The organism is Micromonospora sp. CNZ286, assembly GCF_014207755.1.
Window position 1 is genome coordinate 1,128,496 of sequence record NZ_JACHIZ010000001.1, and the last position, 26,628, is coordinate 1,155,123.

General features: G+C 71.0%; 27 protein-coding genes, 1 tRNA gene and 1 pseudogene. 16 read left to right on the forward strand and 13 right to left on the reverse strand.

Translation table 11 applies throughout. The annotated features are described in order from the left end of the window. Positions 1 to 62 precede the first annotated feature (62 nt). From FHX31_RS05420 to FHX31_RS05445, 6 genes are all read left to right on the forward strand, one after another. The gene (locus tag FHX31_RS05420) at positions 63 to 533 is read left to right on the forward strand and encodes a MarR family winged helix-turn-helix transcriptional regulator (RefSeq protein WP_013287825.1); all 471 of its coding nucleotides are present in this window, start codon (positions 63 to 65) and stop codon (positions 531 to 533) included. A gap of 62 nt (positions 534 to 595) precedes the next feature. After that, the gene (locus FHX31_RS05425) at positions 596 to 3,061 is read left to right on the forward strand and encodes a transketolase C-terminal domain-containing protein (protein ID WP_486481651.1); all 2,466 of its coding nucleotides are present in this window, start codon (positions 596 to 598) and stop codon (positions 3,059 to 3,061) included. Positions 3,062 to 3,171: 110 nt separating this feature from the next. Further along, entirely contained in the window at positions 3,172 to 3,606 is a 435-nt protein-coding gene (locus FHX31_RS05430; protein WP_013287823.1) for a DUF3052 domain-containing protein, read from the forward strand. Between the two features lie 81 nt (positions 3,607 to 3,687). Continuing rightward, the gene (locus FHX31_RS05435; protein WP_013287822.1) at positions 3,688 to 4,155 is read left to right on the forward strand and encodes a peroxiredoxin; all 468 of its coding nucleotides are present in this window, start codon (positions 3,688 to 3,690) and stop codon (positions 4,153 to 4,155) included. An 83-nt stretch (positions 4,156 to 4,238) separates the two neighbouring features. Continuing rightward, positions 4,239 to 4,313: transfer RNA gene (locus tag FHX31_RS05440), tRNA-Val, on the forward strand. A 10-nt stretch (positions 4,314 to 4,323) separates the two neighbouring features. Continuing rightward, positions 4,324 to 4,539, forward strand: coding sequence for a hypothetical protein (locus FHX31_RS05445; protein WP_162881585.1), 216 nt, complete (start codon positions 4,324 to 4,326; stop codon positions 4,537 to 4,539). 84 nt (positions 4,540 to 4,623) lie between these two features. Here the strand turns inward: FHX31_RS05445 and FHX31_RS05450 are convergent, their stop codons facing one another. Together FHX31_RS05450 and FHX31_RS05455 are read right to left on the reverse strand one after the other, a co-directional pair. Further along, a complete protein-coding gene (locus FHX31_RS05450) occupies positions 4,624 to 5,490 on the reverse strand; it encodes a hypothetical protein (protein ID WP_184975324.1) in 867 nt (288 codons plus the stop codon). Positions 5,491 to 5,851: 361 nt separating this feature from the next. Beyond that, positions 5,852 to 6,184: a hypothetical protein gene (locus tag FHX31_RS05455; RefSeq protein ID WP_255368255.1), complete on the reverse strand. Its 333-nt coding sequence runs from the start codon at positions 6,182 to 6,184 to the stop codon at positions 5,852 to 5,854. Positions 6,185 to 6,287: 103 nt separating this feature from the next. Between FHX31_RS05455 and FHX31_RS05460 the strand changes: the two genes are divergently transcribed. Beyond that, the gene (locus FHX31_RS05460; protein ID WP_221488010.1) at positions 6,288 to 6,518 is read left to right on the forward strand and encodes a hypothetical protein; all 231 of its coding nucleotides are present in this window, start codon (positions 6,288 to 6,290) and stop codon (positions 6,516 to 6,518) included. 229 nt (positions 6,519 to 6,747) lie between these two features. Here FHX31_RS05460 and FHX31_RS05465 read toward each other — a convergent pair whose 3' ends face one another. The 7 genes from FHX31_RS05465 to FHX31_RS05490 all read right to left on the reverse strand — a co-directional run bounded on the left by FHX31_RS05465 (position 6,748) and on the right by FHX31_RS05490 (position 13,849). Next, the gene (locus FHX31_RS05465) at positions 6,748 to 7,146 is read right to left on the reverse strand and encodes an Imm32 family immunity protein (protein WP_030274849.1); all 399 of its coding nucleotides are present in this window, start codon (positions 7,144 to 7,146) and stop codon (positions 6,748 to 6,750) included. A 55-nt stretch (positions 7,147 to 7,201) separates the two neighbouring features. After that, positions 7,202 to 7,327: a hypothetical protein gene (locus tag FHX31_RS32530; protein WP_256092928.1), complete on the reverse strand. Its 126-nt coding sequence runs from the start codon at positions 7,325 to 7,327 to the stop codon at positions 7,202 to 7,204. Positions 7,328 to 7,396: 69 nt separating this feature from the next. Next, on the reverse strand, positions 7,397 to 8,011 hold the full coding sequence (locus FHX31_RS05470) for a hypothetical protein (protein ID WP_123111283.1): 615 nt from the start codon (positions 8,009 to 8,011) through the stop codon (positions 7,397 to 7,399). A gap of 258 nt (positions 8,012 to 8,269) precedes the next feature. Next, complete coding sequence (locus FHX31_RS05475; protein ID WP_123111258.1) at positions 8,270 to 8,728, reverse strand: hypothetical protein; 459 nt, start codon at positions 8,726 to 8,728, stop codon at positions 8,270 to 8,272. A gap of 328 nt (positions 8,729 to 9,056) precedes the next feature. Beyond that, positions 9,057 to 10,769 (reverse strand): ABC-F family ATP-binding cassette domain-containing protein, encoded by a 1,713-nt coding sequence (locus FHX31_RS05480; RefSeq protein ID WP_402883898.1) that lies wholly within the window; start codon positions 10,767 to 10,769, stop codon positions 9,057 to 9,059. Positions 10,770 to 10,969: 200 nt separating this feature from the next. After that, positions 10,970 to 12,817 carry a glycoside hydrolase family 15 protein gene (locus FHX31_RS05485; protein WP_013287814.1) on the reverse strand — a complete coding sequence of 616 codons (1,848 nt, stop codon included), beginning with the start codon at positions 12,815 to 12,817 and terminating at the stop codon, positions 10,970 to 10,972. 75 nt (positions 12,818 to 12,892) lie between these two features. Further along, positions 12,893 to 13,849 carry an NAD(P)/FAD-dependent oxidoreductase gene (locus FHX31_RS05490; protein WP_123111262.1) on the reverse strand — a complete coding sequence of 319 codons (957 nt, stop codon included), beginning with the start codon at positions 13,847 to 13,849 and terminating at the stop codon, positions 12,893 to 12,895. A 79-nt stretch (positions 13,850 to 13,928) separates the two neighbouring features. On the opposite strand from FHX31_RS05490, the gene FHX31_RS05495 reads away from it, so the two are divergent. After that, positions 13,929 to 14,513 carry a helix-turn-helix domain-containing protein gene (locus tag FHX31_RS05495; protein WP_013287812.1) on the forward strand — a complete coding sequence of 195 codons (585 nt, stop codon included), beginning with the start codon at positions 13,929 to 13,931 and terminating at the stop codon, positions 14,511 to 14,513. 52 nt (positions 14,514 to 14,565) lie between these two features. Continuing rightward, positions 14,566 to 15,363, forward strand: coding sequence for an alpha/beta fold hydrolase (locus tag FHX31_RS05500; protein ID WP_013475636.1), 798 nt, complete (start codon positions 14,566 to 14,568; stop codon positions 15,361 to 15,363). A 1-nt stretch (position 15,364) separates the two neighbouring features. Here FHX31_RS05500 and FHX31_RS05505 read toward each other — a convergent pair whose 3' ends face one another. Together FHX31_RS05505 and FHX31_RS05510 are read right to left on the reverse strand one after the other, a co-directional pair. Further along, the gene (locus tag FHX31_RS05505; protein WP_184975327.1) at positions 15,365 to 16,792 is read right to left on the reverse strand and encodes an MFS transporter; all 1,428 of its coding nucleotides are present in this window, start codon (positions 16,790 to 16,792) and stop codon (positions 15,365 to 15,367) included. Between the two features lie 74 nt (positions 16,793 to 16,866). Then, a complete protein-coding gene (locus FHX31_RS05510; protein ID WP_013287809.1) occupies positions 16,867 to 17,325 on the reverse strand; it encodes a MarR family winged helix-turn-helix transcriptional regulator in 459 nt (152 codons plus the stop codon). Between the two features lie 104 nt (positions 17,326 to 17,429). On the opposite strand from FHX31_RS05510, the gene FHX31_RS05515 reads away from it, so the two are divergent. From FHX31_RS05515 to FHX31_RS05545, 7 genes and pseudogenes are all read left to right on the forward strand, one after another. After that, positions 17,430 to 18,305 carry a universal stress protein gene (locus tag FHX31_RS05515; protein WP_013475639.1) on the forward strand — a complete coding sequence of 292 codons (876 nt, stop codon included), beginning with the start codon at positions 17,430 to 17,432 and terminating at the stop codon, positions 18,303 to 18,305. Positions 18,306 to 18,726: 421 nt separating this feature from the next. Then, the gene (locus tag FHX31_RS05520) at positions 18,727 to 19,458 is read left to right on the forward strand and encodes an NUDIX hydrolase (RefSeq protein ID WP_114921093.1); all 732 of its coding nucleotides are present in this window, start codon (positions 18,727 to 18,729) and stop codon (positions 19,456 to 19,458) included. Continuing rightward, positions 19,455 to 20,609, forward strand: a complete 1,155-nt coding sequence (locus tag FHX31_RS05525; RefSeq protein ID WP_114921092.1) for a 5'-methylthioadenosine/S-adenosylhomocysteine nucleosidase family protein — start codon at positions 19,455 to 19,457, stop codon at positions 20,607 to 20,609. The genes FHX31_RS05520 and FHX31_RS05525 overlap by 4 nt, the downstream gene beginning before the upstream one ends. Then, positions 20,609 to 21,328 (forward strand): hypothetical protein, encoded by a 720-nt coding sequence (locus FHX31_RS05530; RefSeq protein WP_402884451.1) that lies wholly within the window; start codon positions 20,609 to 20,611, stop codon positions 21,326 to 21,328. Before FHX31_RS05525 ends, FHX31_RS05530 begins: the two co-directional genes overlap by 1 nt. A 105-nt stretch (positions 21,329 to 21,433) precedes the next feature. After that, entirely contained in the window at positions 21,434 to 22,216 is a 783-nt protein-coding gene (locus FHX31_RS05535; protein WP_091331585.1) for a transposase family protein, read from the forward strand. 6 nt (positions 22,217 to 22,222) lie between these two features. After that, positions 22,223 to 23,548: pseudogene (locus FHX31_RS05540) on the forward strand (hypothetical protein); the annotation flags it as partial. A gap of 152 nt (positions 23,549 to 23,700) precedes the next feature. Further along, entirely contained in the window at positions 23,701 to 24,915 is a 1,215-nt protein-coding gene (locus tag FHX31_RS05545; protein WP_091331049.1) for an ROK family transcriptional regulator, read from the forward strand. Positions 24,916 to 25,061: 146 nt separating this feature from the next. Here FHX31_RS05545 and FHX31_RS05550 read toward each other — a convergent pair whose 3' ends face one another. Further along, on the reverse strand, positions 25,062 to 25,994 hold the full coding sequence (locus tag FHX31_RS05550) for a phosphotransferase (protein WP_114921090.1): 933 nt from the start codon (positions 25,992 to 25,994) through the stop codon (positions 25,062 to 25,064). Positions 25,995 to 26,035: 41 nt separating this feature from the next. Then, positions 26,036 to 26,611, reverse strand: a complete 576-nt coding sequence (locus FHX31_RS05555; RefSeq protein ID WP_013475646.1) for a dihydrofolate reductase family protein — start codon at positions 26,609 to 26,611, stop codon at positions 26,036 to 26,038. Positions 26,612 to 26,628: the final 17 nt, after the last annotated feature.

A 26,628-nucleotide genomic window follows, 5' to 3' on the forward strand; every position in this document is an offset into this window, starting at 1 on the left:
GGTTGCAGGAGGTGCCTGACCGTTCGGCTGATCGAAGATCGACTCGCCCATACGATGATCGGATGGCGCAATCCACCGTTCCCACCGTCCGTGACCGGGCGGACCTGGCCGGGGAGACCGTGCGCCGGATCCTGCACGTCGCCGCCGCGTTGCGGCACCACCAGGACGAGGGGATCGCGGCACTGGGCCTCACCCCGGCGGTCGCCCGGGCGCTGCACGAGCTGGACCCGGACCGCCCGCTCCCGGCCCGTGACCTCGCCGAGCAGCTCGGCTGCGACAGGTCCAACGTCACCGGCCTGGCCGACAAGCTGGAGCAGGCCGGGCTGGTGGAACGGCGTACCGACCCGGCCGACCGGCGGCAGAAGGCGCTCGTGGTCACCGGGCGGGGGCGGCAGGTACGCGACCGGGTCCGCCAGGTGATGTCGGACTCCCGACTCCTCGACGCCCTGAGCACCGACGAACTGGCCACACTGCGGGACCTGGTGCTCAAGGTCTCCGACGGAGGCTGCCCGCAGGAGTGTGGCCAGGTCTGAGCCACGCCGGGCGGAACGTGTCCGACTGGGCGAGGCGGGCCCGAGTCGGTAATGCTGTCCGCGTGACCACCCCGCACGATCTCGACGACCGGCTCCGAGCCGAACTGGCCGCGCTCGGGGCGCCCGACCAGCGGCGCGACCTGGGCGAACCGCTGCCCGACGGCGGTGCGTTGACCGGGGCGCAGGCGCTGGCCCTGTTCGACGCGCAGCTGACCAGCCGGCTGCTCGACCTGGCCGGGCGGTGGCTGTCGGGCTTCGGTGAGGGGTACTTCACTGTCGAGTCGGCCGGTCACGAGGGCGACGCCGCGGTGGCAGCCGCGCTGCGGCCGACCGATCCCGCGCTGCTGCACGCCCGCTCCGGCGCGTTCTACTGCCTGCGCGCCGCCCAGGCCGCCGGCGCCTTCCCCGCAGCCCCGCCGGACCTGCCGCCCGCGACCGGCGCCGACGCCCCACCCACCACCCCGGAACCGGGAAGATCTTGGAGCGAAAGCGCCCCTCCGGGGGCCGTTTCCCACCAAGATCTCGACGTTGACCCGGGGGAGCCGGAGGCGGCCAGCCTCCCCGTGGGCGCCGGGATCGTCGTGGACGCGGACGGGGACGCGACTGTCGTCGTACCCGATCTGCCGCAGCCCGCGCCCGACGACGCGTTCGCGGCGGCGGCGCGCGACGTGCTGCGCGGCATCGTCGCCTCCGCCGAGGAGCCCGCGGCCGGCGGGCGGGCGAAGGTCTTCGGCCGCGCCGACCTGGCGGTCGTGCCGACCACGTCGGCCGCCGGTTCGCACCTGCCGCGCGCCGTCGGCCTGGGGCTCGCGCTGGAGCGGCTGCGCCGCGGCGCGCGGCCCGCCGACGGCGAGGCCGAGGCGGCGCCCTGGCCGGCCGACGCCGTGGTGGTCTGCGCCTTCGACGACGGCGCGGCCGACCACGCCGCGGCCACGGCCGCGCTGAACACGACCGGCTGGTACGACCACACCGGCCTGCGCATCCCGGTGCTGTTCGTCTGCGCCGACGGCGGCGCCTCCGCCGAGGGCTGGGTGGCCGCCACGCTGCGGGCCCGGCCCGGCATCAGGTACTTCGCCGCCGACGGCACGGACGTGGCCGCGACCTACCGGGTCGCGGCGGAGGCGGCGGACTGGGTACGCCGCCAGCGCCGGCCCGCCGTGCTGCACCTGAGCGCGGTCCGCCTGATGGAGCAGGGTGACGGCGACGCGGCCCGCGACCCGCTGCTGGCCACCGCGCGGCTGCTGGTGACCTCCGGGTACGCCAGTGGCGAGGAACTGCTGGCCCGCTACGACGAGCGGGGCTGGCAACTGCGCCGCGTCGCCGAGGAGGTGCTGGACGAGCCGAAGCTCGCCTCCCCGGTCGAGATCGTGCGGGAGCTGGCGCCGCGCCGGCCGGTGCGGGTGTCCCGCGCGGTCGCCGAGGCGGCGGCGCACGCGGCCGGGCCGGGCGCCGGAGCGCGGGCGGAGGCGTTCGGCGGCAAGCCGCCGGAGCTGACCGGCCCGCTCACGCTGGCGCAGAGCATCAACGCCGCGCTCGCCGACGGCATGCTCGACCACCCCGGGACGGCGGTGTTCGGCCACGACGTGGCCGCACAGGGTGGGTTGTACGGCGTGACCGAGGGGCTGCGGGACCGGTTCGGGGCGGCGCGCGTGTTCGACACGCTGCCGGACGCGACCTCGATCCTCGGGCTCGGGCTGGGTGCCGGGCTGGCCGGCCTGCTGCCGGTGCCCGAGATCCGCCACCTGACGCTGCTGCACGGTGCCGAGGACCAGCTCCGCGGCGAGGCGGCTACCATGCGGTTCCTGTCGCGGGGCGCGTTCCGCAACCCGATGGTGGTGCGGGTGCCCGGCCTGGCGAGCCCGGAAGGACTCGGCGGCCACGACCGTAACGACGACTCGCTGGGGGCGCTGCGGGACGTACCGGGGCTGGTGGTGGCCGTGCCGGCCCGGCCGGACGACGCCGCGCCGATGCTGCGGACCTGCCTGGCGGCGGCACGGGTGGACGGCAGCGTCTGCGTGTTCGTGGAGCCGGTCGCGCTCTACCACGTGCGTGACCTGTACACGGACGGTGACGACGAGTGGACCGCCGAGTACGCCGAGCCGGGCACCTGGGCGGACCGGCACGTGCCGATCGGGCGGGCCCGCGTCTACGGGATCGGCTCCGCCGAGGACCTCACCATCATCACGTTCGGTAACGGGGTGCGGATGTCGCTGCGCGCCGCGGCCACGCTGGCCGAGGAGGGCGTGGGCAGCCGGGTGGTGGACCTGCGCTGGCTGGCCCCGCTGCCGGTGGCCGACATCATCAGGGAGTCCTCGGCGACCGGCCGGGTGCTGGTGGTGGACGAGACGCGGCGAACCGGCGGGGTGGGCGAGGGCGTCCTGTCCGCGCTCGTCGACACCGGGTACGTGGGCGCTGCACGCCGCGTAGCCGCACTTGACTCGTTTGTACCATTAGGTCCGGCTGCCCGTCAGGTTCTGGTCTCCGCGGAAGCCATCACCCAGGGTGCCCGTACGCTGCTGGCACGGTAAATTCCGTTCCACCCGGTGCGCCACTTGCGCGGCGAGCCGCAACTGTGTGGACTGAGCCCGACGGTGTCACCCGACGCCACGAGCAGGGATAGATGAGGAGGCACTCGACAGTGAGCGCGACCGCTGGCCAGGCCGACGGGGTACGCAGCCTGGCGGACCGGTTCGGTATCGAGCCGGGCATGGTCGTCATGGAGATGGGCTACGACGACGACGTCGACACCGATCTCCGGGACGCCCTGACCGACCGCTGTGGGGAACTCGTCGACGAGGACACCGACGAGGTGGTCGACGCGGTTCTGGTCTGGCACCGCGACGGCGACGGTGACCTGTTCGAGCTCCTCGTCGACGCCCTCGGGCCGCTCGCGGACAACGGCGTGGTCTGGCTCCTGACCCCGAAGGCCGGCCGCGACGGTCACGTCGAGCCGAGCGAGGTCGCGGAGAGCGCGCAGACCGCCGGGCTCCAGCAGACCTCCACCATCAACGCCGGCCGCGACTGGAGCGGGGCCCGCCTCGTCATGCGTCGCGGGTCCAAGAGCAAGAAGTAGGGCGGCGCCGCACACCCGGCGACCACGGTCGCCGGGTGTGGCAGGCTGATCATCTCCAGACCCGATCCCGAGGGAGCATGCATGCCCATCGAGGTTGGCGCCGAGGCGCCCGACTTCCTGCTCAAGGACCAGAACAACCAGGAGGTCCGGCTCTCCGACCTCCGCGGTAGCAAGACCGTGCTGCTGGTCTTCTACCCGCTCGCCTTCACCGGCATCTGCCAGGGCGAGCTGTGCGAGGTGCGGGACAACCTCAACGAGTACGTCAACGACGACGTCCAGGTGCTGACCGTCAGCGTCGACTCCGTGTACGCCCACAAGATCTGGGCCGACCGGGAGGGCTACCAGTTCCCGCTGCTGTCCGACTTCTGGCCGCACGGCGCGGTGGCGCAGGCGTACGGCGTCTTCAACGACGTCGCGGGCATCGCCAACCGGGGCACCTTCGTCATCGACAAGGCCGGCGTGGTCCGGTTCGCCGAGATGAACATGCCCGGCGAGGCGCGCGACCAGCAGGGCTGGCGCAAGGCACTGGCCGAGGCCGTCGCCGCCTGAGTCCCACACCCCAGGCACGTCGTTGCGCGGGGCCGGAGGCGGGCAGGTAAGCTGGCCGCTCCGGCCCGCCGTACGGGCGTTCCGGGCGCGTAGCTCAGTGGGAGAGCACTCGCCTTACAAGCGAGGGGTCGCAGGTTCGAAACCTGCCGCGCCCACCACCCACCAGCAGTGAAAACCGCCCCGAGAAGATCATTCCTCGGGGCGGTGACAGCAACAGGGGCCTACGTCGGCGTGCCGGGCGATGGCCTGGACGACGTGCGGCGGGACGCGCAACTCCATCAGCAGCGAGACGACGGTGTGCCGCAGGTCGTGCAGCCGGACCTCGGGGCAGCCGGCTTTCTCTCGGAGGCCGGCGAAGTGCAGGGCGAGATCACCAGCACGTAGCCAAGAAGGGTCTGCTGCACCGATATCGGCGTTCGGTGGCTGTAACGGCGCGCTCCTGGGATGAGGCTGTGCAGCGTCTCTCGGTCAGGGTCTAAGCGCCGGTAGCAAGACTGGCGCGATGAACGCTGCGACCGACACCAGCCCGGCGGCGACGGCGAGGGTGATCATGGCCCACCTCGGCGCTCTTACGACCTGACTGTCGGTGCTACCGGCGCTGGTCACGTCGCGCAGCATCGCCACGATTCGCTCGACGGTGCGCGCCTGGGTCCGCCCGTTGGTTCGGTACCTGCTGTTGCCGGCGTCCAATATGGGTGAGTCGACCCGGAACTGGACGTAGTCGCCGTTGGTCAGGTCGAGACGGATCTTTACGCCGCGCTGGGAGAAGTCGCCGAGCATGTGCCGGGGTATCGATATGCGGCGCAGCGCCGTCTCGATGCGGAGATATTCCGGTGTGACGACGAACCGGGCGGCCGGCCCGGCCAGGTAGCAGCCGGCAGCGCCGCTCGCGGCGAGCGCCAGTTCAAGCAGGCTGCCAGCGCGGGGCTGCTCATCCCAGTTCACCAGAGCGGCGCCGGCGAGCCCGCCAGCGATGACCGCCATATACAGGTAGGCAATGCCGCTGCTACGTCGTAGCGAGCGCCGCTGCCTCCCGACGTGGTGTGTCACCCCCAGTTCGTGGGGAACCTTCGGCAGGGTCGAGTCTGCGTACCTCAGGACGTTGGCCGAGGTGATTCGTCCAGCCACCGCTACCAGAAGCGCGACGGCACCGAATATCGCCGGGACCATGAATCTGCCGCCTCCATCGGCGACCTCGGCCGGAGTGCGGACCGCCCAGAGGACCGCCGCAACGGCCAACAGCAGCAGCCCGACGCCCGACACGATCAGCGTCAGCCCCCAAGTCCAGGTGAGCGCGCCGTTGTCGTGCCACTCGACACGTGATCGCTTGCCCACGCCACACCCCCGGCCGATGCCCGCCGGCTACGCGACCGGCGGCCGATCATGTTAAGAGCACCGGCCAAGTCATGTGAAGAGCACCGGTCCAATCGGCCGCCTGAACTGATCGGCGTTCAGCGGACGCGTCGCCCAGCAACCGCTGAACCACAGCCGCGCCAGGTCCGCTGCGGCAAGCTGCCTTCGGCCATGACCGGCAACTCCTAGACGTGAGACGGGCCAGGGCGCGGCGGCCGACAGCAACGGTGACCGTGCAGACGGAGCACCCAGAACTTACAAGCGAGGGGTCGCAGGTTCGAAACCTGCCGCTCCCACCATCAAGGGAAGGGTGCCACCACGCGAAGCGAATCCCGGCCACACCTCAACGCTTCCGCCCCGCATATCGGAGCGCGAGTCGTCGGATGATGGCCTCCCCGTCGGTAGCTGGTAGCCAGCTTGCTTCCTCGTGTGATTCGCTCTCTTCCCACTCAGGGATGTCGGAAGGGTCTTCGCCTCCGATGCCGAGCGATACATCGCTGTGACGGGCACGGAAGTAGAACCGCTCGCCACTCGGCAAGTGACCTTCCATCTGCACCGGAGCTGCCTCACACGTCATCTGCGCCTCCCAGCCCTCGCTTTGCAAGGTGGTGGCGAGGCGGAGCCAGGAGGCCATGTGCTGCTGCATCCACCCCTGTGGCGCAGTCTCCTGGTCCATGCGGTCATGGTTCCACATCACGTGGGGACCTTGGCCGCACGAGACACCTCTGGTGGGACGACGGACGAGCGTCGAATGCTGCTGGAGCCGTAGGGTGCCGGACATGCCTGAGGAAGAGGAAGTCGTTCTTCGTCTCGACCGACCGTCAGCGACGGCGCTTGCCGACCTGATCTACAACGTCGGGGAGCACCAGGCCGCCGGCATGGCCATCGCTGAGCTGTCGATGGACGACAGCGAGCGGCTCGGACGGGTGCTCCGTGACCTGTGGCGAGCCTTGGGCGTCCCGCTTCCGTACGGTGGTGTCAGCGGCAGAGAACCTCGTCGCCGGATCTGAGTCCCCGCCCTGGGAGTCGCTACAGCACGGGCGGGCGTAAGAAGGGCTCAGTCGACGACCAAGTGCTGGTGGCATCGGTCGCCGGCGGTATGCCGAGAACGGTGCCCCGCCTGCTGGGTCGACGGGTCGACTTCAAGGCACGGAGCCGGTTCGAACTCGGGTCAGGCCCGGGCAGCGGGGAACACCTCACCAGAATCCCCGATGCTCCTATTTGACCCAGGCTGTGGGGCTACCGCGTCGGCATGCCACCGTGAGGGCTGTTGACGATCAAGCTGACCGATGTCGGGGCTAGGTAGGGGTGATCCGGGAAGTAGTCGATGTGCAGGTGGCCGCCGCCCTGGTCGGCCGCCATTGCCTCGACGTTCGACGCGAGGACGGCCAGCGGGGCGGAGGCGCCGGAAATCTGGAGAACACCGCGTGCGTCGTCTATCGAGATGAGGACCATGCGGTGGGCTGCGGTCGAGACCTGGAGGCCGGAGAGTGCGGTGCCGCCGAAGTCGTCCGTGGCGTCAGGCTCCGCAGCATGGCCTCCGCTTCCGGCCACGATCAGCGCGGCCAAGGCGTGGTATTCACCGGCGGTTCCGGAGATGTCGACTTCACCGGACGCTGGATAGAAAAGGATCTTCATGCGGAATCTCCATCGCTCCCGGCTCATCCTCATGCCTGTTCGTGCGTCGCCCGCGCTAGTGATCGTCGATCATCGGCTCGGCCCACGCGGCGTGGTCGAACTCCCAAGTCCAGGTGATGCCGTCGGACCTGCCCGTGGCCGAGTCGACGGCAGCGGCGATCAGATGCTGCCCTGCGGGCACGATGGCGACCCGTCGCCGGACTCGCTTCGCCCGGCCGGCGTGTGTCGACGCCGCCGGGGCGGCTCGGTTCTAACCTGGCGTGGGGACGGTCTTGACGATCGCCGTTGCCAGGGAGGTGGCCTTCTCCTGAGCGGTTGCGGTGACGTCGGTGGCGGTGCTCAGTTTGGGCGGCCAGAAGGTGAGCGCCTCGACACTGATGAGCAGCGAGCCGTGCGCGAAGATCAGCCGCGCGTTGCCCGGCAGGAACGGCATGCCTTCCGCGCTTTCCGGGTTCACCCGGCTCACCGTCGCCGTGGTCAGCCGCGCGCTCGTCGATCCGATGGTCATCGTGCGTGCGCCCCACCGGGCGGTGGCCATCCCGATGTTGAGTCGGAAATCCTTACTGGGGCAACGTGCGGTGCGCGCCCTACGCGCGGCCGCAGCGGCCGCCGGGGCATCGCGCAGACCGATCACCGTGATGTTCAGAAGGGTTGTCGGGGGCTGGACGTCGGCGAAGATCCCTACGGGGTTGACCTCCAGGCCCGCGCCCCACACCTGATCGAACTCCAATCCGCCCCCGTTCGACCGGTCGGGGTCGGCAATGAGCAGGTCGCAGGGTTCATAGGGTTCGCCGACCTCGATCGTGCGCTCCCGGATGTCGTCGCCGACGTCGGCCCGCTCGACCAGCTGGCGAATCGTCGCCATCAGCGCCTCCTGCTCGGTGGGCGATGCCGACGGTGCGGGATCCACTGAGGGCGCCGGAGGCGGTGGCGGGTCGGCTCGTGTGACGCAGCCGGCAAGGCCCAGCACCACCAGTACGCCGGCGACAAATGATCCGCCGCGAACCCGATCAACGATCCTCACGAAATTCCCCGCTTCCGCTCGGGGTGCAGCATATGGCTCATCACGTCTGGCGTTTGCCCGTGCGCGGTCGCTGCGGTAGACGAGACTTGCGGGAGCCGCTCAGGCTGGATGGTCGCGCAGGAACGACTGGGCCGCCACCTTAGCGGCCGCGATCGCCTCCTCCGTCTGGTCGAAGGCCACGCCCCATCCGGCGTACAGCTCCAGGAAGCGATCGGCCACGGGTCGCAGCTCCGGCAACTGGGAATAGGCCGCGTGCCAGTAGATCTCGTACGCCAGATCCTCGGCGTCACCCTCTCCCGCAACGATGTCCGCCGCTGCCTGACGCATGAGGTGCAGCCGGGCGCCGCGCTCGTCCGGCACCGGCGAGCCGAGTTCGTCCATCGCCTGCCGGAACAGATCGACTGCCTCCCGCGACTGGCCCTTCGACAGGCCGGCAAGCTCACGCAGGCCCGGCGAGTCGACGCCTCGGGTCAGAGCGTGAGCAGCCGCCATCGGCAGGTCGTCGCCGACCGGTTCGTCCATCGCCAACCGGACGGCGAGGTCGCGCAGGTGCTCCACGCCCGAGAGGCTAGGCGATTTGCGAGGGCAGCGTCGGCCGTCGCGGTGCGGCGTAGCGCGGGGTCAGCGGATGCGCGTGGTGGGCGCGGCTGACTCCGTACCCCTGCTGGCAGGTGGAATGGGCGACCAGCCGGCAGGCGCGGGCGGTCACCGCGCGGTTCCTGGAGGACGCGCGGTGACCACCCACGGCCCGGTCATGCCGGGTCTGGCCTTGCGCCGGCCGGCGCACTGCACCGCCGCTTCGTCGGGTGGACCCGGGAGGTCCGTCCGCACGAGCGATATGACTGAGAGGCATATTTATGCCTCTCAGTCATATCGCTCGAAGTCATCAACCTTCCGGCAGGCATGACCCTGTGTGACCGGACGGCCCGGCGTCGTCGGCGGTGAGGGGCAGCGTGGGCCAGGCCGCCAGGTCGTGGAGCATCTGCCGGTCGTGGGTGGCGACGACCACCGCGGCCCTGGTCGTCAGCAGGGCGGCGGTGAGGTCGTCGACCAGCGGCGCGGACAGGTGGTTCGTGGGTTCGTCGAGGATCAGCAGGTCGGGACGTTCGGCCAGCCGCAGCGCCAGGTTCAGCCGCCGTTGCTGTCCGTGCGACATCCGGCCGACCGGGGTACGCCGGGCCTCGGCGTCGAGCAGGTTCGTCGCGCCCAGCGGCAGGGCCGTGCCGGAGCCGAGGCGCCCGGTGGAGCGCAGCCGGCCCACGTGCTGCTCGTACAGGTCGTGGGCGAGCATCAGGGGCGGCCAGTCGGGCACCTCCTGGCCGAGGTACGCGACGCGCGCCCCGGACGGGTGACGGACCTCCCCGGTCGACGGCACGAGGTCGCCGGCCAGCACGGAGAGCAGCGTCGACTTGCCCGCGCCGTTGGGCCCGGTCACCAGCAGGCGGTCCCCGCCGTCGAGCGTGAGCGTGACCCGGGTACGCAGACGCCCGGTCACCGTCACGTCGTGGCACCGCAGGATCGGCAGTCCGGCCCGGGTGTCCAGCGGCGGCCAGCGCAGCGGCTGCGGTGGCTCCGGGAGGGTGATCCGGTGCTCGTCGAGCGCCTCCTGCCGGCGTCGCAGCGCCTGCACCAGGCCGGGGGCGCGGGACTGGCGCTGGTGCTTGCCGTGGCCCTTCTCCGGACGCCAGCCGGTGCTGAGCCGGCCCTGCGCCTCCCGTACCGCGTCGGCCAGCCGCTGGTGCTCGGCCTGCTGCGCCTCGTGGTCGCGTACCCAGTGCGCGAAGTCGCGTCGGCGCCCGTCCTGCCAGGCGGTGTAGTCCCCGGCGTAACGGCGCGGGCGCCCGTCCGCGCTGGGGTCGAGGTCGAGGAACTCCGTGGCCACGTCCCGCAGCAGGGCGCGGTCGTGGGTCACCAGCACCACGCCGCCCGGGTGCTCGCGCAGCCGCGCGGTGAGGAAGGCCAGGCTGGCCGCGTCGAGGTGGTTGGTCGGCTCGTCCAGCATCAGCAGGTCGACCCGGGCCCCGAGCAGGCACGCCAGCCGGACCCGGTAGCGCTGGCCGACCGACAGCGTCGCCAGCGGGCGGTCCCGGTCCGGGCAGGCGTCGAGACCGGCCAGCGCCACGTCGACGCGACGCTGCGCGTCCCAGGCGTCCAGCCGGGTCGCCGCGTCGAGCGCTGTGGCGTACGCGTCGTCCGCGCCCGTCCGGCCCTCGGCCAGCGCGTCGGCGGCGTCGTCCAGCGCCCGCAGTGCGCGTTCGGACTCCCGGATCGCCCCGTGGACGAGCGTGCCCACCGTCTCGCCGTTGCGCGCCTCCAGGTTCTGCCGGGCGACGCCGATCGTGCCCAGCCGTTCCACGGTGCCCTGGTCGGGCACGAGGATGCCGGCCAGCACGTGGAGCAGGGTGGTCTTGCCGCGGCCGTTCTCGCCGACGACCGCCAGGCGGGATCCGGCGGAGACGGTCACGCCGACGTCGGACAGCACGACCCGGCCGCCGCGGACGACGCGAACGCCGTCGGCCCGGACGTGCGCCCGGTGCCCGGCGGGCAGCGAACCGCCTGAGGTGGATGGGGATGAAGGTACGTGGTCGAGGTTGTTCACAGTCCGCTCTCGGCTCGTCGTGGAGCCGGGCAGCGCGAGGACACCGCCCGGCGGGAACGCCAGGACGGCGGAGCAGAGCTGGTACGTCAGAAGAAGCCGGTCACCCTGCCGCCGTCAGCGGAGGGACCAGGGCTTCATGACGGCGGCGTGGAACCTCATGCGGTGAAGGCTACCCGGGACCGGGCCGGAGATCACCGGAGTTACCGGCGGAGCCGGGCGTCGGCCTCCGCGTCGAGCAGGTCGTTCACCGCCAGCGCCGAGTTGATCAGCGCGAGGTGGCTGAACGCCTGCGGGTAGTTGCCGATCTGCTCACCGGTGGAGGCGATCTCCTCGGCGTAGAGGCCGAGGTGGTTGCTGAAGGTGAACATCTTCTCCAGGGTGAGCCGGGCGTCGTCCAGCCGGCCGGAGCGGGCCAGCGCCTCGACATACCAGAAGGTGCACATGTTGAACGTGCCCTCGTGGCCGGGCAGCCCGTCGGGGGAGTGCAGCGGGTCGTACCGGTGGACCAGGCTGTCCGAGACCAGATCCCGCTCGATCGACTCCAGGGTGGACAGCCACAGCGGGTCGCTGGGCGTGACGAAGCCGACCGCCGGCATGTAGAGCAGGGCGGCGTCGAGCACGTTCTCGTCGTACGCCTGCACGAAGCTGCCGCGTTCCCGGTGGAAACCGCGGGCCATGACCTGGTTGTAGATCCGGTTGCGTTGCTCGGTCCAGCAGCTCATGTCACCGGGCCGGCCGGTCCGGGTGGCCAGCCGGATGGCCCGGTCCAGCGCCACCCAGGACATCACCCGGCCGAACGTGTAGTTGCGGGGGTGGTGCCGGCTCTCCCAGATGCCGGCGTCGCGCTTGTCCCAGTTGTGGCAGAGCCAGTCGACCAGGCGCACGGTGCTCTTCCACACCTGGTGCGACACCCGGATGCCCTGCTCGTCGGCGAGGTGCATGGCGTAGAGCGCCTCGCCGTGGATGTCGAGCTGGAGCTGGTCGGCCGCGCCGTTGCCGATCCGAACCGGGCGGGAGCCCCGGTATCCCTCCAGGTGGTCGAGCACCTCCTCGTGCAGGTCCGAGGACCCGTCCACCCGGTACATGATCTTCAGCGGGTCCTGGTGGTCGCCTGCTTCGCGGATGCGCTCGTCCAGCCAGTCCATGTACCGGCTGACCTCCTCGGTGAACCCGAGACCGAGCAGCGCGTGCACCGAGAACGAGGTGTCGCGTACCCAGGTGTAGCGGTAGTCCCAGTTGCGGGAGCCGCCGACCAGCTCGGGCAGCGCGGCGGTCGGTGCGGCGATCATCGCGCCGGTCGGCGCGTACGTCATGAGCTTGAGCGTGATGGCGGAGCGCTCGACCATCTCCCGCCAGCGCCCGGTGTAGCGGGAGCGTTCGACCCAGCGCCGCCAGTAGTCCCGGGTCCACTCGAACATGCCCTGGACCTCTTCCGGCGGGATGATCCGGGGTTCCTCACTGCCGGTCTCCAGGATCACCCCGCCGGTGTCGCCCTCCTTCAGCGTGCCGTAGGCGATCAGGTCGCCGCCCTCCATGCGGATCTCGCCGGTCTGGGCCCAGAGCTGCCGCACCGGGTCGATCGGGTTGAAGGTGAGCGTCGCCGACGGGCTGCGGAACAGGTAGCCGTTGCGATGCCGCTCCAGGTCGTGGCGCTCGCGTGCGTAGTCGAACCGGGGCCGGCACTCCACCCGGAAGCGCATGCTGCCGCGCACCATGTTGACCATGCGAACGATGCGGTGCGAGTCGGTGACCCGTTCGCCGGTGACCGGCATGAAGTCCATCACCTCGGCGACGCCGTCCGCGCTGATGAACCGGGTGATCAGGATCGGCGTGCCGGGCAGGTAGAGCTGCTTGGTGACGTACCGGACCTCGTGCGGGGCGATCTGGAAGAAGCCGCCCTTCTCCTTGTCCAGCAGCGCGGCGAAGATGCTCGGCGAGTCGAAGCGCGGAGCGCAGAACCAGTCGATCGTGCCGTCACAGGTCACCAGCGCGGCGGTCTGGAGGTCGCCGATGAGCCCGTGATCCTCGATCGCCGGATAGCCCTTCACATCGCCCCCCAGGTTCCGACTGCCCTCTCCGACTCAACCTAGGGGAAGAATTGTCAGGTTAGGGGTGATTCGTGGTCACCCACCCGCCCGCGCGCCACGGTGCGCCTCGACCGCCCGCTGGGTCTCCGCCTGCACCAGGTCCGCGTTGATCATCGCCGCGGTCCAGGCGCCCGCCGCCGCGGCGGCGCCGACCTGCGCCGACAGGTTCGTCACGTTGCCCGCGACCCACACCCCAGGCACATCGGTACGCCCCGACTCGTCGGCCGGCAGGTACTCGCCCATCCCGCTGGGGTGCGGTTGCGGACGCAGGCCCAGCCCGGCCAGGAACCCGGCGCGCGCCACCATCCGGGGCGCGACTGTGAGCACCTCGCGGTCGACGGTGCGGCCGTCGCGCAGGCGTACCCCGGTCAGCCGGTCCCCGGCCGTCTCGACGGCAGCGATCTCGCCCTCGATCACAGGCACGCCGCGCGCGGCGAGCTGCTCCGCCTGCTCGTCGGTGAGCGGCGGCGCGGTGTGCCGCAGGTAGACCACGTCGTCGCTCCACTGCCGGAACAGCAGCGTCTGGTGCACCGACATCGGGCCGCTGCCGATCACCCCGATCGGCCGCTCGCGCACCTCCCAGCCGTGGCAGTACGGGCAGTGCACCACGTCCCGCCCCCAGCGCTCGCGCAGGCCGGGCACGTCCGGCAGCTCGTCGACCAGGCCGGTGGCGACCAGCACGTGCCCGGCACGTACCCGGCGGCCGTCCGCGAGCGCCACCGCGAACCCGTCGCCGTCGCGGTCCACCGTCTCGACCCGGCCCTCGGTCAGGTGCCCGCCGTAGCGGCGCACCTCGTCCCGGCCGCGCGCCAGCAGCTCGGCCGGCGGCACGCCGTCGTGCCCCAGCAGCGCGTGCACACCGTCGGCCGGCGCGTTCCGGGGCTCGCCCCCGTCCACCACCAGCACCGAGCGGCGTGCCCGGGCCAGCATCAGCCCGCCGTTGAGCCCGGCCGCGCCGCCGCCGATCACCAGTACCTCGTAGTTCTCGGTCATCGTGACCACCTCCGCGACCAGACTGCGGCCGGACCCGGCAGAACTGCAAACTCTGTTGCTGATGTGGCAAACTGGCGGCATGGACGACGACCTCGACCAGGCCCTCGACGCGGTCGGCCCCCGGCTGCGCGCGCTCCGCCGCGAGCGGGAGACCACACTCACCGACCTCTCCGCCGCCACCGGCATCTCGGTGAGCACGCTGTCCCGGCTGGAGTCCGGCGGTCGCAAGCCCACGCTGGAACTGCTGCTCCCGCTCGCCCGCGCGCACGGCGTCACGCTCGACGAACTGGTCGGCGCCCCACCCACCGGCGACCCGCGCGTCCACCTGCGGCCGGTCGCCGCGTACGGGATGACCATGCTGCCGCTCACCCGCCGCGCGGGCGGCATCCAGGCGTACAAGCTGATCATTCCGGCCGGCGGGCGGTCCGAACCCGAGCCGAAGACCCACGAGGGATACGAGTGGGTCTACGTGCTCAACGGGCGGCTGCGGCTCGTGCTCGGCGAGCACGACCTGGTGCTCGAACCCGGTGAGGCGGCCGAGTTCGACACCCGCGTACCGCACTGGTTCGGCCGCGCCGACAGCGAGGGGGTGGAGTTCCTCAGCCTCTTCGGCAGCCAGGGCGAACGCGCCCACCTGCGCGCCCGCCCCCGCGCGTCCCGCTGAGCGGCGTCCGCGAACGCGCCCGCCGCGGCGCCGGGGGCGCGACGATCGGCGGGTGACCTATGCGGACGTCGGCGGGCTGCGGATCTGGTACGAGGAGCACGGCACCGGCAAGCCGCTGGTCCTGCTGCACGGCGGATACGGCTCGACGGAGACGTTCGCGCCGGTACGGCAGGCGCTCGCCGCGCGCCGCCGGCTGATCGCCGTGGACCTGCGGGGCCACGGCCGCACCGGCGGTCTGGACCGGCCGCTGCGGTACGAGTCGATGGCCGACGACGTCGCCGGGCTGCTGCGTCACCTCGGCCTGCCGCGCGCCGACGTACTCGGCTACTCGCTCGGCGGCGGGGTGGCCCTGCGTACCGCGATCCAGCACCCCGCGCTGGTCCGCCGCCTGGTGCTCGTCTCCACGCCGTTCCGGCGGCAGGGCTGGTACCCGGAGACGCTGGCCGCGATGTCCGCCCACGACGAGCGCGCCGCCGAACGCATGCGCGGCACCCCGCCGTACGAGCGGTACGCGCGGGTCGCGCCCCGCCCGCAGGACTGGCCCCTGCTCTGGGCCCGCAGCGGGGACCTGCTGCGGCGCGACTACGACTGGTCCGCCGAGGTGGCCGCGCTGCCGATGCCGGTGCTGCTGGTCTTCGCCGACGCGGACGAGATCCCGGTCGGTCACGCGGCGGAGTTCTTCGGCCTGCTCGGCGGCGGCCACCGGGACGCGGGCGGCGACGGTGCCGCCCGGCCCGCGTCCCGGCTCGCGGTGCTGCCCGGGCTCACCCACTACGACGTGGTGGCCTCGCCCGCGCTGCCGGCGGCGGTGCTGCCCTTCCTCACCCATCCGGCGCGCGCCCCCGGCTGACTCACCCCACGAGCGCCGGAGCCTCGGCGCGCTCGGCCGTGCGGGGGCGCAGCAGCGCGTACGCGAGCACGACGGCGACCACCACGAGCCCCGCGCCGACCGCGAACGCCGCGTGGAAGCCGCTGGTCAGGGCCGTTGCTCTGTCGTCGCCGAGCGCGACCCGGTCGGCGGTACGGGCGGCGGCCAGCGTGGACAGCACCGCGACGCCGAACGCCATGCCGAGCTGCTGTGTGGTGTTGAACAGCCCGGAGGCGAGTCCGGCGTCCTCGGCGCGGGCGGCGGACATGCCGAGCGCGGTGAGCGCCGGCAGCACCAGCCCGAACCCGCCGGCGAGCAGCATCACCGGGAGCACGTCGGGCAGATAGCGGCCGTCCACCGGCACCCTGGCCAGCAGCGCGAACATGGCGGCGAGCAGCACCAGTCCGGCGATCAGCACGGCCCGCTCGCCGAAGCGGGCGTTGAGCCGGGCCGAGACGCCGAGCGACACCGCGCCGATGACGACAGCCGCCGGGAGCAGCGCCAGCCCGGTGCGGGTGGCGTCGTAGCCGAGCACCTGCTGGAGGTAGAGCGTGACGAGGACCTGGAACGCGAACGTCGCGGCCACGGTGAGGATCTGCACCACGTTCGCCACGGCGACGCCGCGCGAGCGCAGCAGCCGCAGCGGCATGAGCGGGCGGCGCGCGGTGGCCTGCCGGAGCACGAACCCGGCGACCAGCGCGGCGGCGAGCGCGCCCAGGCCGAGCGTGTGCGCCGACGTCGCGCCGTACCGCTCGATCGTGACCACCGTGTAGATGCCCAGCACGAGCCCGGCGGTGACCAGCAGCGCGCCCGCCACGTCGGCGCCGGCGGCCAGGCCCAGGCCCCGGTCGGCGGGCAGCGTACGGACCGCGAGCGCGATCGTGGCAAGTCCGATCGGCAGGTTGATCAGGAAGATCCAGTGCCAGCCCAGCGCGTCGGTGAGCAGGCCGCCGGCGACCTGGCCGATCGCCGCGCCGGCGGCGCCGGTGAACGCGAACACGGCGAACGCCCGCGCCCGCCCGGCGGCGTCGGGGAAGAGCGTGACCAGGATGCCGAGGCTCACCGCCGTGGCCGCCGCGCTGCCGACGCCCTGGAGGAAGCGGGCCGCGACGAGCGTGGCGCTGTTCGCCGCCACCCCGGCCAGCACGGAGGCGGCGGTGAACAGCGCGGTGCCGCCGAGGAACATCGTCCGGCGCCCGATCAGGTCGCCGAGCCGGCCGGCGAGCAGGAGCAGGCTGCCGAACGCGATCAGGTACGCGTTCACCACCCAGCTCAGGCCGGCCGGGGAGAAGCGCAGGTCGCGCTGGATGGCCGGCATCGCCACGGTGACGATGCTGCCGTCGAGGATGGTCATCAGGGCGCCGGTGGCGAGCACGCCGAGGGCGAGCCGCCGGGAGCGGGGAACGGACATGGAGTCCTCCTGTCGAGAGGTGCGACAGGAGAGACCGTAGCGGATAGTTCCGTTACAGACAATCTATTGAGGGACTATTGGCGGGCCCGGCGGGCCGGCTTCGGGCTCTGCACAGGCGTGGCCAGGTGGCCTGCGGTCAGGCGTTCCAGCGCGCGCAGGAAGACCTTCCGCTCGTCGTCGGGCAGGCTCGCCAGCGCCTCGGCGTGCACCCGGTCGACGATCTCCTGGCTGCGCGCGGCCACCCGGGCGCCCTCCTCGGTCACCGCGATGATCCGCGCCCGCCGGTCCGTACGCGACGGACGCCGCTCGGCCAGCCCGGCCTGCTCCAGAGCGTCCACCGTCACCACCATCGTCGTCTTGTCCATGTCGCCCATCTCGGCGAGCTGGATCTGCGTACGCTCCTCGGGCAGCGCGTGCGCGAGCACGCAGTGCATCCGTGCGGTCAGCCCGATCTCGGCGAGCGCCGCCGCCACCCGGGTACGCAACACGTGGCTGGTGTGGTCGAGGAGGTACGACAGGTCCGGGGTGCTCATCCGCCCAGCATACCGATGATTCCGTGGCGGATGATCCGGCTCGGATCCGGTCCGGGCCCGGATACGATCTTGTGAGATGTCGTCGGTGAGAGAGGTTGGGTGCGGTGAGCGACGAGCACGGCAGGCAAGTGGTGGTGGGTTACGACGGGTCTCCGGCCGCTAGCGCCGCCATCGAGGTGGGCGCGTTGCTGTTCCCCGGCGCGCACGCGTGGATCGGGCATCTGTGGACGCCTCCGTTCGCCAGCGAGGAACTGCGCAAGCGGCTCTGGACCGGCACCCGCAACATCAACGTGTTCGTGGAGGCGATCGAGCGCGAGGGCGGCCGGGAGGCCGACCGGATGACGGCGGTCGGCGTGATGCTGGGCCGGGCCGCCGGCTGGGACGCCGAGCCGCTCGTGTGCCGCAGCTACGGCGGCGAAGGGCTCCGGCTCGCCGAGCTTGCCGACGAGAAGCAGGCCGACGTGCTGCTGCTCGGCTCGCGGGGCCTCGGCGGCGCCCGCGCGGTGCTCGGCAGCGTCTCCGACATGGCCGTGCACTACAGCCCGCGTCCCGTGCTGGTCGTGCCGCACCCGCTGCTGACCGACGAGTACGACGCGCTCGCCGCCGGGCCGGTGGTGGTCGGCTGGGACGCCTCGGCCGGATCCGAGGCCGCGCTCGCCGCCGCCCGTCGCCTCTTCCCGGAGCGTGAGGTCGTCCTGGTCGCCGTCGATGGCGACGAGGGGGATGCGCCGGAGACTGTCGACGGGCAGCCGGTGACCACGGTGCGCGTCCGCGCCGGAGGCGGCGCCCCGGGCCGCGCGGTGGCCGACGCGCTCTCCGTCGTCGCCACCGAGCGCAAGGCGAGCGTGGTCGTCGTCGGTTCGCGCGGCCGCACGGCGGTCCGCAAGATTTTGCTCGGCAGCGTCGCCATGGCCACGCTGCACCGCGCCCACCGGCCGGTGATGGTGGTGCCGCAGAGCCCGGTCCGCGAAGCCGAGTAGCCCGCCGGCGCGCCCGTCCGCGCCGACTGGAACGTCACGGGTGTCTCCCGGTCCGGGAGATACCCGTGACGTTCCACCCGCCTCCACCGCCAGCCCAGCCGGCTTGCCGCTCGCTGCCATGCCCAATCCGGCAGTCAATGCGGTGGAGGTAGTGCCCGCCCGGCAGTCGGGTGCCCGTTGCGGCCAGCCCGGTGCCGGGCAGCAGTGCGAACCAGAGTTCATCTGTCTCGTGGCCGAGCCCGCCACCCATGCTCGTCTTGGCCTGGTAGGTCCGCGATCGGTTGAGGGTGGACGCCGATCGAGCGTCGACCCCCTTGCCCGCCATCGGCGTCGAAAGACGCAACCTCCCTCTCGGTGCCCCGCTGAAATCCGACAGTCGGCAGCCTTCCTGTCAGAGTGACAGTAAGTCTATGGTCGATTCATGTCTGGCGATCGCTGGGTTCCCCCGGCCGTTCTTCTTGCGGTTGACCTCGTCATCCTCACTTTGCGGAAATCCTGCCTACAGGTGCTGTTGATCGAGCGAGGGATCGAGCCCTACCAAGGTGCCTTGGCCCTGCCCGGCGGGTTCCTTAACCATGAGAAGGAAGATCTCGTAGAGGCTGCCCAACGAGAGCTTGCCGAGGAGGCTGGCTTGGGGCCGCATCAACTGCACCTCGAGCAACTCGGCGTCTATGGTGCGCCGGATCGTGACCCGCGAGGGCGGGTGATCTCGGCGGCTTACCTGGCCATCGCGCCTCGATTGCCCGAGCCGATTGCCGGCACTGACGCCTCACAGGCGTGTTGGATCCCTGTGGCGCAGGCGTTGTCAGATGAGACGCATCTCGCCTTCGATCATGAGCAGATCCTGGCCGACGGTGTCGAGCGGGCGCGCGAAAAGCTGGAGCGCTCCGCGATCGCCACTGCCTTCTGTGGCCCGACCTTCACGATCGCAGAGCTTCAGGAGGTCTACGAAGCGGCGTGGGGCGTGCGACTGGATCCACGGAACTTCTACCGGAAAGTGCAGAGCGTGGACGGCTTCATTGTCCCGGCCGGCCCGACTTACAAGAAGCCCGAAGGGGGCCGTCCCGCTCGGCTTTTCCGTCCCGGCCCTTGCACGACTCTCCACCCCCCGATGACCCGACCCCATGGTCTGGAAAACAAGGAGACAACGTGAGCGCGAACAGCGGCCTCGTCGTGATTCTCACGGCACTGGACCTTGAGTACGAAGCGGTTCGCGATCAACTGCTCGACCTCCGGGTGCGCCGCCATCCGGCCGGCACCCGCTTCGAGGTTGGCAGGATCGACCAGAGCGGCTGCCGGATCGCGCTGGGTTTGGTTGGGAAGGGCAATCATCCGGCTGCGGTGCTCGCGGAGCGGGCGATGGCCGAATTCTCCCCGGCAGCTGTGCTGTTCGTGGGAGTCGCCGGTGGTTTGTGGCCCAACATCCGGCTGGGTGACGTCGTCGTTGCCAGCAAGATCTATGCCTATCACGGCGGTACCAGCGAAGACGACGGCTTGAAGGCCAGGCCGAAGGCGTGGGAGATCCCACATGAGGCCGACCAGATCGCCCATCACGTCGCCAGGTCCAGCGTTTGGCGTCGGAGTCTTCCCCCAGGATCAGATCCTTTCGTCCATTTCGGCCCGATCGCTGCGGGAGAGGTGGTCCAGGACTCGGGCATCTCCGAACAGGCCCGCTGGATCCGTCAGCACTACAACGACGCTGTCGCAATCGAAATGGAGGCGGCTGGCGTGGCCCAGGCCGGCCATCTCAACCGTGCCCTGCCCGTGGTGGTCGTTCGTGGCGTTAGCGACCATGCCGACGGCAGCAAGGCAGCCACCGACGGGCAGGACTGGCAACGAAAAGCCGCACGTCACGCCGCCGTCTACGCCACCGCGTTGGCGCGAGAACTGATCATCGATGGATCTGCCAGCCAAGGCGGTTCCGAGAGGGACGGGAGCCCCACGATGTCGATCAACAATCGCAACGTCGCCACCGGCAACGCCCGTGTCGGGATACAGGCCGGGCAGATCAATGGCAACGTCACTATCGGCGGCGGGGCCGATGGGTCGATCGACCTGGCAGCCAGCATCGCGGAACTGCGAACCCGCCTCAAGCAGGCCCACCTTGACGGGCAACTGAACGAAGAGACCTATGCCGCAGCCGAGTCGGAACTGGAGACGGCAACCGCATGCGTCTCGGCAGGCACAACCGAGAAGAGGAGTGGCCTGATGGTCGCGCTCCTGCGGTTGCGGGGCCTGGTGGCCGACGTGTCTGAGTTGGCGGTGCGGCTTGCGGCGATCATCGCTGTGGTGCGGGGGATGTGATGACTGCCCCGACCACGACAAACGTCGCACAAGGGAATGCCCACGTCGGCGTGCAGGCGGGGGTAGTCCACGGCGACATCAACTTCTACCGGGTACCGCCGGGCTCCAGCCCTGAAGAGGAGTTCGCCCTCGGGCTGAAGTATCTCGACGGGCGGGTGCGTGACCGGGCACGGACGCTCATTGAGAAGGCGGTCGCCAGGGGCTATCTCACGACGGAAGTCCAGTTCTACCGGCTCATCGCCCTGTTGAGCGGACGCACGCTGCGTCAGCTGTCCGACCAGGAACTGGACCATCTCGAGGCCGTCTGCGCCGGTCTGTCCCGCCTCGACGATCATGATGAATGGGCAGCAGGCTCGAGTGTGATCATCCATCACCTCCTGGCTCCTGCTGGCGTCGCGGAGACGGATCGTGCAGTCAAGGAAATCGACGCGTTGAAGCAGCGTCAGCGCGACGAGATCTACGGTCATCTTGAGGCACTGCTCGACGGCGCGATGCAGGAGGCCATGTGGCGAAAGTCCGTGGCGCTGGCCGAATCGCAGCGCACAGCCGGGAACCGGCTCAACCGGGTTTGGAAATTCTTCCATCCCACACCCGCCCAACCTCGGACATTGCCAGTGCGGCCCGCTGCTGTCCCTCTTCGTGATCAGCTCCGCGCTGGTATCGGCGCCGCTGCGTTCACCCTCGCGGTAGTGCAGATGATTGAGCCATTTTCATCGTGACGGCGCAGGTCACGGGCGGTGTGGGAGGCCGGTGTCCAGGTAGGACGAGGCTCCCGGTAAGACAGCAATCGACCAAGATCAGATGCCCCAACCGGGAGCCTCGCTGTGCTGTCTTACCCTGCCGCGATTCCGTTGTCCACCCGCAGCCTGAACCACCTCGCCGCCCTCATCCGAACCCGCCGCCAGCAGCAACGGTCTCGGTGGCGACGCCTCGACCCCGGCCGGCAAGCCCTGCTCGCCCTGGCCCACCTGCGCAACGGCGACACCTACACCCGCCTGGCCGCCGGATTCGACATCGGCGTCACGACCGCCTGGCGTTATGTCCACGAGGCCATCGACCTGCTCGCCGCGACCGCCGACGACCTGGCCACGGCCATGACCAGGATCCGTCTGCTCGCCTACGCAATCCTCGACGGCACCCTGATCCCGATCGACCGGGTCGCCAACCAGAAGCCGTACTACTCCGGAAAACACAAGCGTCACGGCGTGAACGTGCAGGTCATCGCCGACGCGGCCGGGCGTCTCGTCTGGGCCTCGGCCGCGCTGCCCGCCTCGACGCACGACCTGACCGCCGCCCGCACCCACGGCATCATCGACGCCCTGGCCAGCACCGACGTGATGACCTTCGCGGACAAGGGCTATCAAGGCGCCCCCGGCAGCGTGCGCACCCCGTTCAAGCGGCGCCGCTTCCGGCCGAAGCTGTCACGCCGGCAGAAGGCCGTCAACCGAGCGCACGCGAAGATCCGCGCCCGCGGCGAACGCGCGATCGCCACCCTCAAGACCTGGAAAATCCTGGTCAAGCTGCGCTGCTGCCCACGCCGAGCGACCGCGATCGTGCAGGCCATCCTCGTCCTGCACCGCGTCGAAGCCGACCGCCACGCAGGATGAAAATGGCTCATTGTGCTCGTCGCGGCTCGCGGCATGCTCGACCCGCTGCTCGGGCTGCTCGCCGGCTTGGTCGGACTGGGCGCCTTCTGCGTCGGCGGGGCGGAGCGGTACTACCGCGCGGCGCGGCTGCGCGCGAAGGAAGCAGAGATCCGTCCACCCCGGCAACGGGGGCGAGAAGCGCCTCAGGGAGGCTTCGCCCGCAAGATGGACGTGCTTTTCAATCGCTATTTTGGTCGATATGTTCCCGATGGAACTGACCGGACCTACTGGCGCTCCCAGACAGCGGGCATCCAGCGGCACCTCCGCGACGAACTGGTCGAGCTTTACCGTGAGCAGCGTATCGACGCCAACCGCGTCGCCTGGCTCGTTCGGTATCTCGTAGGCGACGTGCGAAGGCAGTGGGAGCAAGACACTCTGACGGCCTATCGTCAGGCACTGCGCACGCCGGTCAAGGCCAAGGCGCTCCAGGTCGGCGGGCTGGCTCTGCTCGCCCTCGGAAGCCTCTGGTTCGTCCCGGCTGTCGTGACAAGCGCTCCTCTGGCGGGCGCAGGATGGATCCTGCTCGCGGTGGCGTCTGCCGTGCCGGCGGTGCGCTCCTCGTTCCGCATCGTCGCCGAGCGACGTAGGGTCGCCGACGATCAAGCGGAGAGGGAAGTCAAGGATGCGGCACGCTGGGCGGCGTACCACCGATGGTGCGAGAAGCTGTCCGACAAGCCGTCAGACACAGAGATGGCTGCCTGGTTGGAGAGCGACCGGAAAGTCTTGGTCGACAAGGCCATGCGGCAATACCGGCTCCACCCGAGCCAGATAATTGCACACGCCTTCATCGAGGCGCCTGCTCCCCCTTGTAAGAAGGCACGGTACCCGCAAGGGCCATGGCGTTACTCGCGATACCGTCTGCTGCTGTTCCTGCTGACAGACGACGGCGTGCGGCAAGTAAACATCGACCTCGACTTCGAGACGGTCGTCAGCCGCGTCACCCAACGGCTCAACTATCGTTTCGATGCCGTCGCCGCGGTCCGGATCGACGGAATCGCCAAGCAGCAGCAGGTATTCGAGCTGACGTTGTTCAGCGGAGAGCCGATCTCGCTCCGAGTGAGCGAACCCGAGAACGAAACCCTCCAGTACGACGAGAGCGCCACCAAGATCGCCGAGCTGTCGCTCGACGCCGCTGGGCTCGGGAACACCTTGCACGTACTCGAAGGTGTTGCTGCCGAAGGCAAAGAATGGGTGAAGCACCGACGCCGCCGTGCCGACGAGAGACTCGCGGAACTCGGCAGCGCTATCCGTGGATCCGATGACAAGGCTCGTCGAAAGCGCGGCACGAAATAGTCGAGTCTGTCAATGGGTCGTCGTGGGCTCCTTGGCCGTCGGAAGCAACTCCGACGTGCGGCGGGGCCGTACTCCGGGTACGCGCTGGCAGCGGTCGATGTATGGCCACTACCCTGGGGCCACGAGCCAGTCGCCATCCGACGGAGTTGTCGATGCTGAAAGGTCTGGCAGCAGACCGGCACGCGCAGGGGGACAGCCGCCGGCTCAACCTCGGCGCGCTGCTGCGGCGCGTCCACCTGACCGGCCCGGTCACGCGCGTCGAGCTGGCCGACTGGATGGGCGTCAACCGCAGCACGGTCATGGCGCTCACCGCGGAACTGGCGGCGGCCGGCTTGGTCCGCGAGGTGACGGCGGGTGGCAGCGGGCGGGCCGGGCGTCCCTCGCGTGTGGTGCGTCCCGCCTCCGACACCGTCTACGTCCTCGCCTTCGACATCGCCGTGGACCGGCTCGTGGCCGCCCGCGTCGGGCTCGGCGGTGTGGTGGCGGCGCGGCTGGAGGCCGAACGGCCACGGGCCGGCGCCGACCTCGACTCCGTTGTCTCGGTGCTCGCTGACTTCGGGCGGGCCCTGCACCACGCCGCGCCACCCGGATCGGTCTGCGTCGGAGTGGGCGCCTCCTACTGCGGCATGATCCGGCCGGGCGACGGGATGGTCCGCTTCGGACCGGACATGGGGTGGGTGGACCAGGCGTTCGGTGCCGAGCTGGCCCGGCGGCTCGATCTGGGCCTGCCCGTCCTGGTCGGCAACGAGGCGCACCTCGGGGCGCTGGCCGAGCATCAGCGCGGTGCCGGTGTCGGCGTCCAGAACCTCGTCTACCTGCACGGTGACGTGGGTGTCGGCGGCGGGATCATCGTGGGCGGCGAACTGCTCGACGGCGACGGCGGGTACGCCTCCGAGGTCGGGCACATGCTCGTGAACCCGTACCAGGGGCGGCCGTGCGGCTGCGGCTCGCGCGGGTGCCTGGAGGCCGAGGTCGGTGAGCGGGCGCTGCTCGACGTCGCGGGCCGCCCGGCACAGGAGAAGGGGCGCGAGGCGGTACGTGCGGTGGTCGCCGCCGCCGCTCAGGGAGAGCCGGCCGCCCGGGACGCGCTGCGGCACATCGGTGACTGGCTGGGCATCGGCGTGGCGAACGTGATCAACCTGTTCAACCCCGGCGTGGTGATCTTCGGGGGCACGCTCCAGGAGGTCTTCCCCGCCTCGGCCGCCCACGTACGCAGCCGGATCGCCGCGAACGTGCTGCCCATCTCCCGCGACAAGGCCCGCCTGCGCGTGTCCGCACTCGGCTACGACGCCACCTTGATCGGCGCCGCCGAACTGGGCTTCTCCCCGTTGTTCGCCGACCCCCTGGGCGTCCCCACTGCCGGGTGATCCGCGCCGTGCACCGCCGCGCCTCCAGCCCTCTCGATCGCGTTGATCTTGCAGTTCCGGCCCCGACAAAGCGCGCCAAAGCGGCGTCCCAGAGGCCGAAACTGCAAGATCGCCTGGCCGGGCCGGGCCGGGCCAGGGCGGGGCGGTCAGGGCTTCAGGCGGTGGGTCAGCCAGGGGAGCAGGGACTCGCCCTGTAGGCGTTGGAATGCCCGTACGGTCGGGATGCCGGGAGGCGGTGGCTGGCGGGCGCCGTCGAGGAAGAACCCGGTGAACCCGGCGAGCACTCCGGTCAGGTCGGCCGGGTCCACGTCGGCGGCCACCGCTCGGGCGGCCAGCAGGGCGTCCGGGTCGTGTCCGCCGTACACCTGCACGTTGACCACTGTGAGCAGCGTGTCCAGCCAGGCCGGCCCGCGGCAGGCCCAGGGCCAGTCGACCACTGTGACCGAACCGTCCGGGCCGAGCAGCAGGTTGTCGGCGCGCACGTCGACGTGGCAGAGCGTGTCGCCGTCGAGTGCGGCCAGTCCCCGGTCGGCGGCGGCGCACAGCTCGGGCAGGTGGGACCGGGCCCACGGGTCGAGGTCGGCCGGCGGGTCGGACGCGAGGCGCCGCCAGCCGCCGAAGTCGTGTGCGAGCCGCTCGGCGGCGGTGGGGGTGGGCGCGGCGGCCGGCGCCGGGGTGAGCGCGCCGGCCATCGTCTCCAGCGTGGACAGCACGGCGGCCAGCTCGTCGGCCCGCCACGGGGTGACCGGGTGCCGGCCCTCCACGTCGGTGAAGACCAGCGCGATCCAGTCGCCGTCGTCGTAGCTGCCGAGCAGCCGGGGCGCGGGCGTGTCCGGCGGCAGGGCCGTGGCGATCCGGGCCTCGGCGCGGTGCAGGTCGGGACTGCGGTCGTTCTGCGCCGGGCTGACCGCCTTGACGAAGGCCCGGCCACCACCTGCGGTACGGACCCGGTCGGCGGTGCCGGGGGAGAAGCCGCCCGACTGGGACCGCGCCGCCACCACCCGGTCGCCGAGGACGGCCTCGACGCCGTCGCGGACGTGTGCGGGCAGTTCGTGCCAGTGCAGCCGGGTCTTCGTCACCGCTCCACGGTGCGTGCCGCCCGCCGTCCGGGGCAACCGGGTTAACCGTTGCGCGTGTAGTGCAGGACGACCACGCCGGCGTCGAACGGCCGCGCCGAGGTGAGCGTGAGCCGGCGCGGATCGAAGCCGCTGTCGACGAGCTTGATGCCGCTGCCGACGACCACCGGGTTGAGCTTGACCACCAGCTCGTCGATCTCGTCGAGGAGCTGACCGGCGAGCTGCCCGCCGCCGCAGAGCCAGATGTCGCGTCCGGGCCGGGTCTTCAGCTCCCGGACGAGGGCGGCCGGGTCGCCGTCGACGACGTGCACGTCCGGGTAGTCGGCAGGGGGCAGGGAGCGGCTGAACACGTACTGCTCGAGGTGGGCGTACGGGCTTGTCACGCCGAGCTGCAGACCCGGCTCGTAGCTGCCGCGGCCCATCAGCACGGTGTCGAAGCGGCCGTTCGGCGGGGAGTCGATGCCGAGCTGGGCGTGGGCGAACGTGGGCAGCGTCTGGGGCCACTCGGCCACCAGGTGGGGCGCCAGGTCGGGTGTGAGCGGGAGGAAGTCGAACGACCCGTCGGGTGCGGCGATGAAGCCGTCGAGGGTGCTGGCGACGAAGTAGACGAGCTTGCGCAAACCGGCTCCGATGTCCG

Excerpts from the sequence above, each read along its gene's own strand:
- FHX31_RS05470 (WP_123111283.1), bottom strand. The coding sequence starts at position 8,011 with ATGGCGACGATTCGCCAGCTGGTCGAGCGGGCCGACGTCGGCGACGAC.
- FHX31_RS05495 (WP_013287812.1), top strand. The coding sequence starts at position 13,929 with ATGGACGACGACCTCGACCAGGCCCTCGACGCGGTCGGCCCCCGGCTG.
- FHX31_RS05520 (WP_114921093.1), top strand. The coding sequence starts at position 18,727 with ATGTCTGGCGATCGCTGGGTTCCCCCGGCCGTTCTTCTTGCGGTTGAC.
- FHX31_RS05465 (WP_030274849.1), bottom strand. The coding sequence starts at position 7,146 with ATGAAGATCCTTTTCTATCCAGCGTCCGGTGAAGTCGACATCTCCGGA.
- FHX31_RS05505 (WP_184975327.1), bottom strand. The coding sequence starts at position 16,792 with ATGTCCGTTCCCCGCTCCCGGCGGCTCGCCCTCGGCGTGCTCGCCACC.
- FHX31_RS05455 (WP_255368255.1), bottom strand. The coding sequence starts at position 6,184 with ATGGACCAGGAGACTGCGCCACAGGGGTGGATGCAGCAGCACATGGCC.
- FHX31_RS05460 (WP_221488010.1), top strand. The coding sequence starts at position 6,288 with ATGCCTGAGGAAGAGGAAGTCGTTCTTCGTCTCGACCGACCGTCAGCG.
- FHX31_RS05530 (WP_402884451.1), top strand. The coding sequence starts at position 20,609 with ATGACTGCCCCGACCACGACAAACGTCGCACAAGGGAATGCCCACGTC.
- FHX31_RS05435 (WP_013287822.1), top strand. The coding sequence starts at position 3,688 with ATGCCCATCGAGGTTGGCGCCGAGGCGCCCGACTTCCTGCTCAAGGAC.
- FHX31_RS05510 (WP_013287809.1), bottom strand. The coding sequence starts at position 17,325 with ATGAGCACCCCGGACCTGTCGTACCTCCTCGACCACACCAGCCACGTG.
- FHX31_RS05545 (WP_091331049.1), top strand. The coding sequence starts at position 23,701 with ATGCTGAAAGGTCTGGCAGCAGACCGGCACGCGCAGGGGGACAGCCGC.
- FHX31_RS05420 (WP_013287825.1), top strand. The coding sequence starts at position 63 with ATGGCGCAATCCACCGTTCCCACCGTCCGTGACCGGGCGGACCTGGCC.
- FHX31_RS05490 (WP_123111262.1), bottom strand. The coding sequence starts at position 13,849 with ATGACCGAGAACTACGAGGTACTGGTGATCGGCGGCGGCGCGGCCGGG.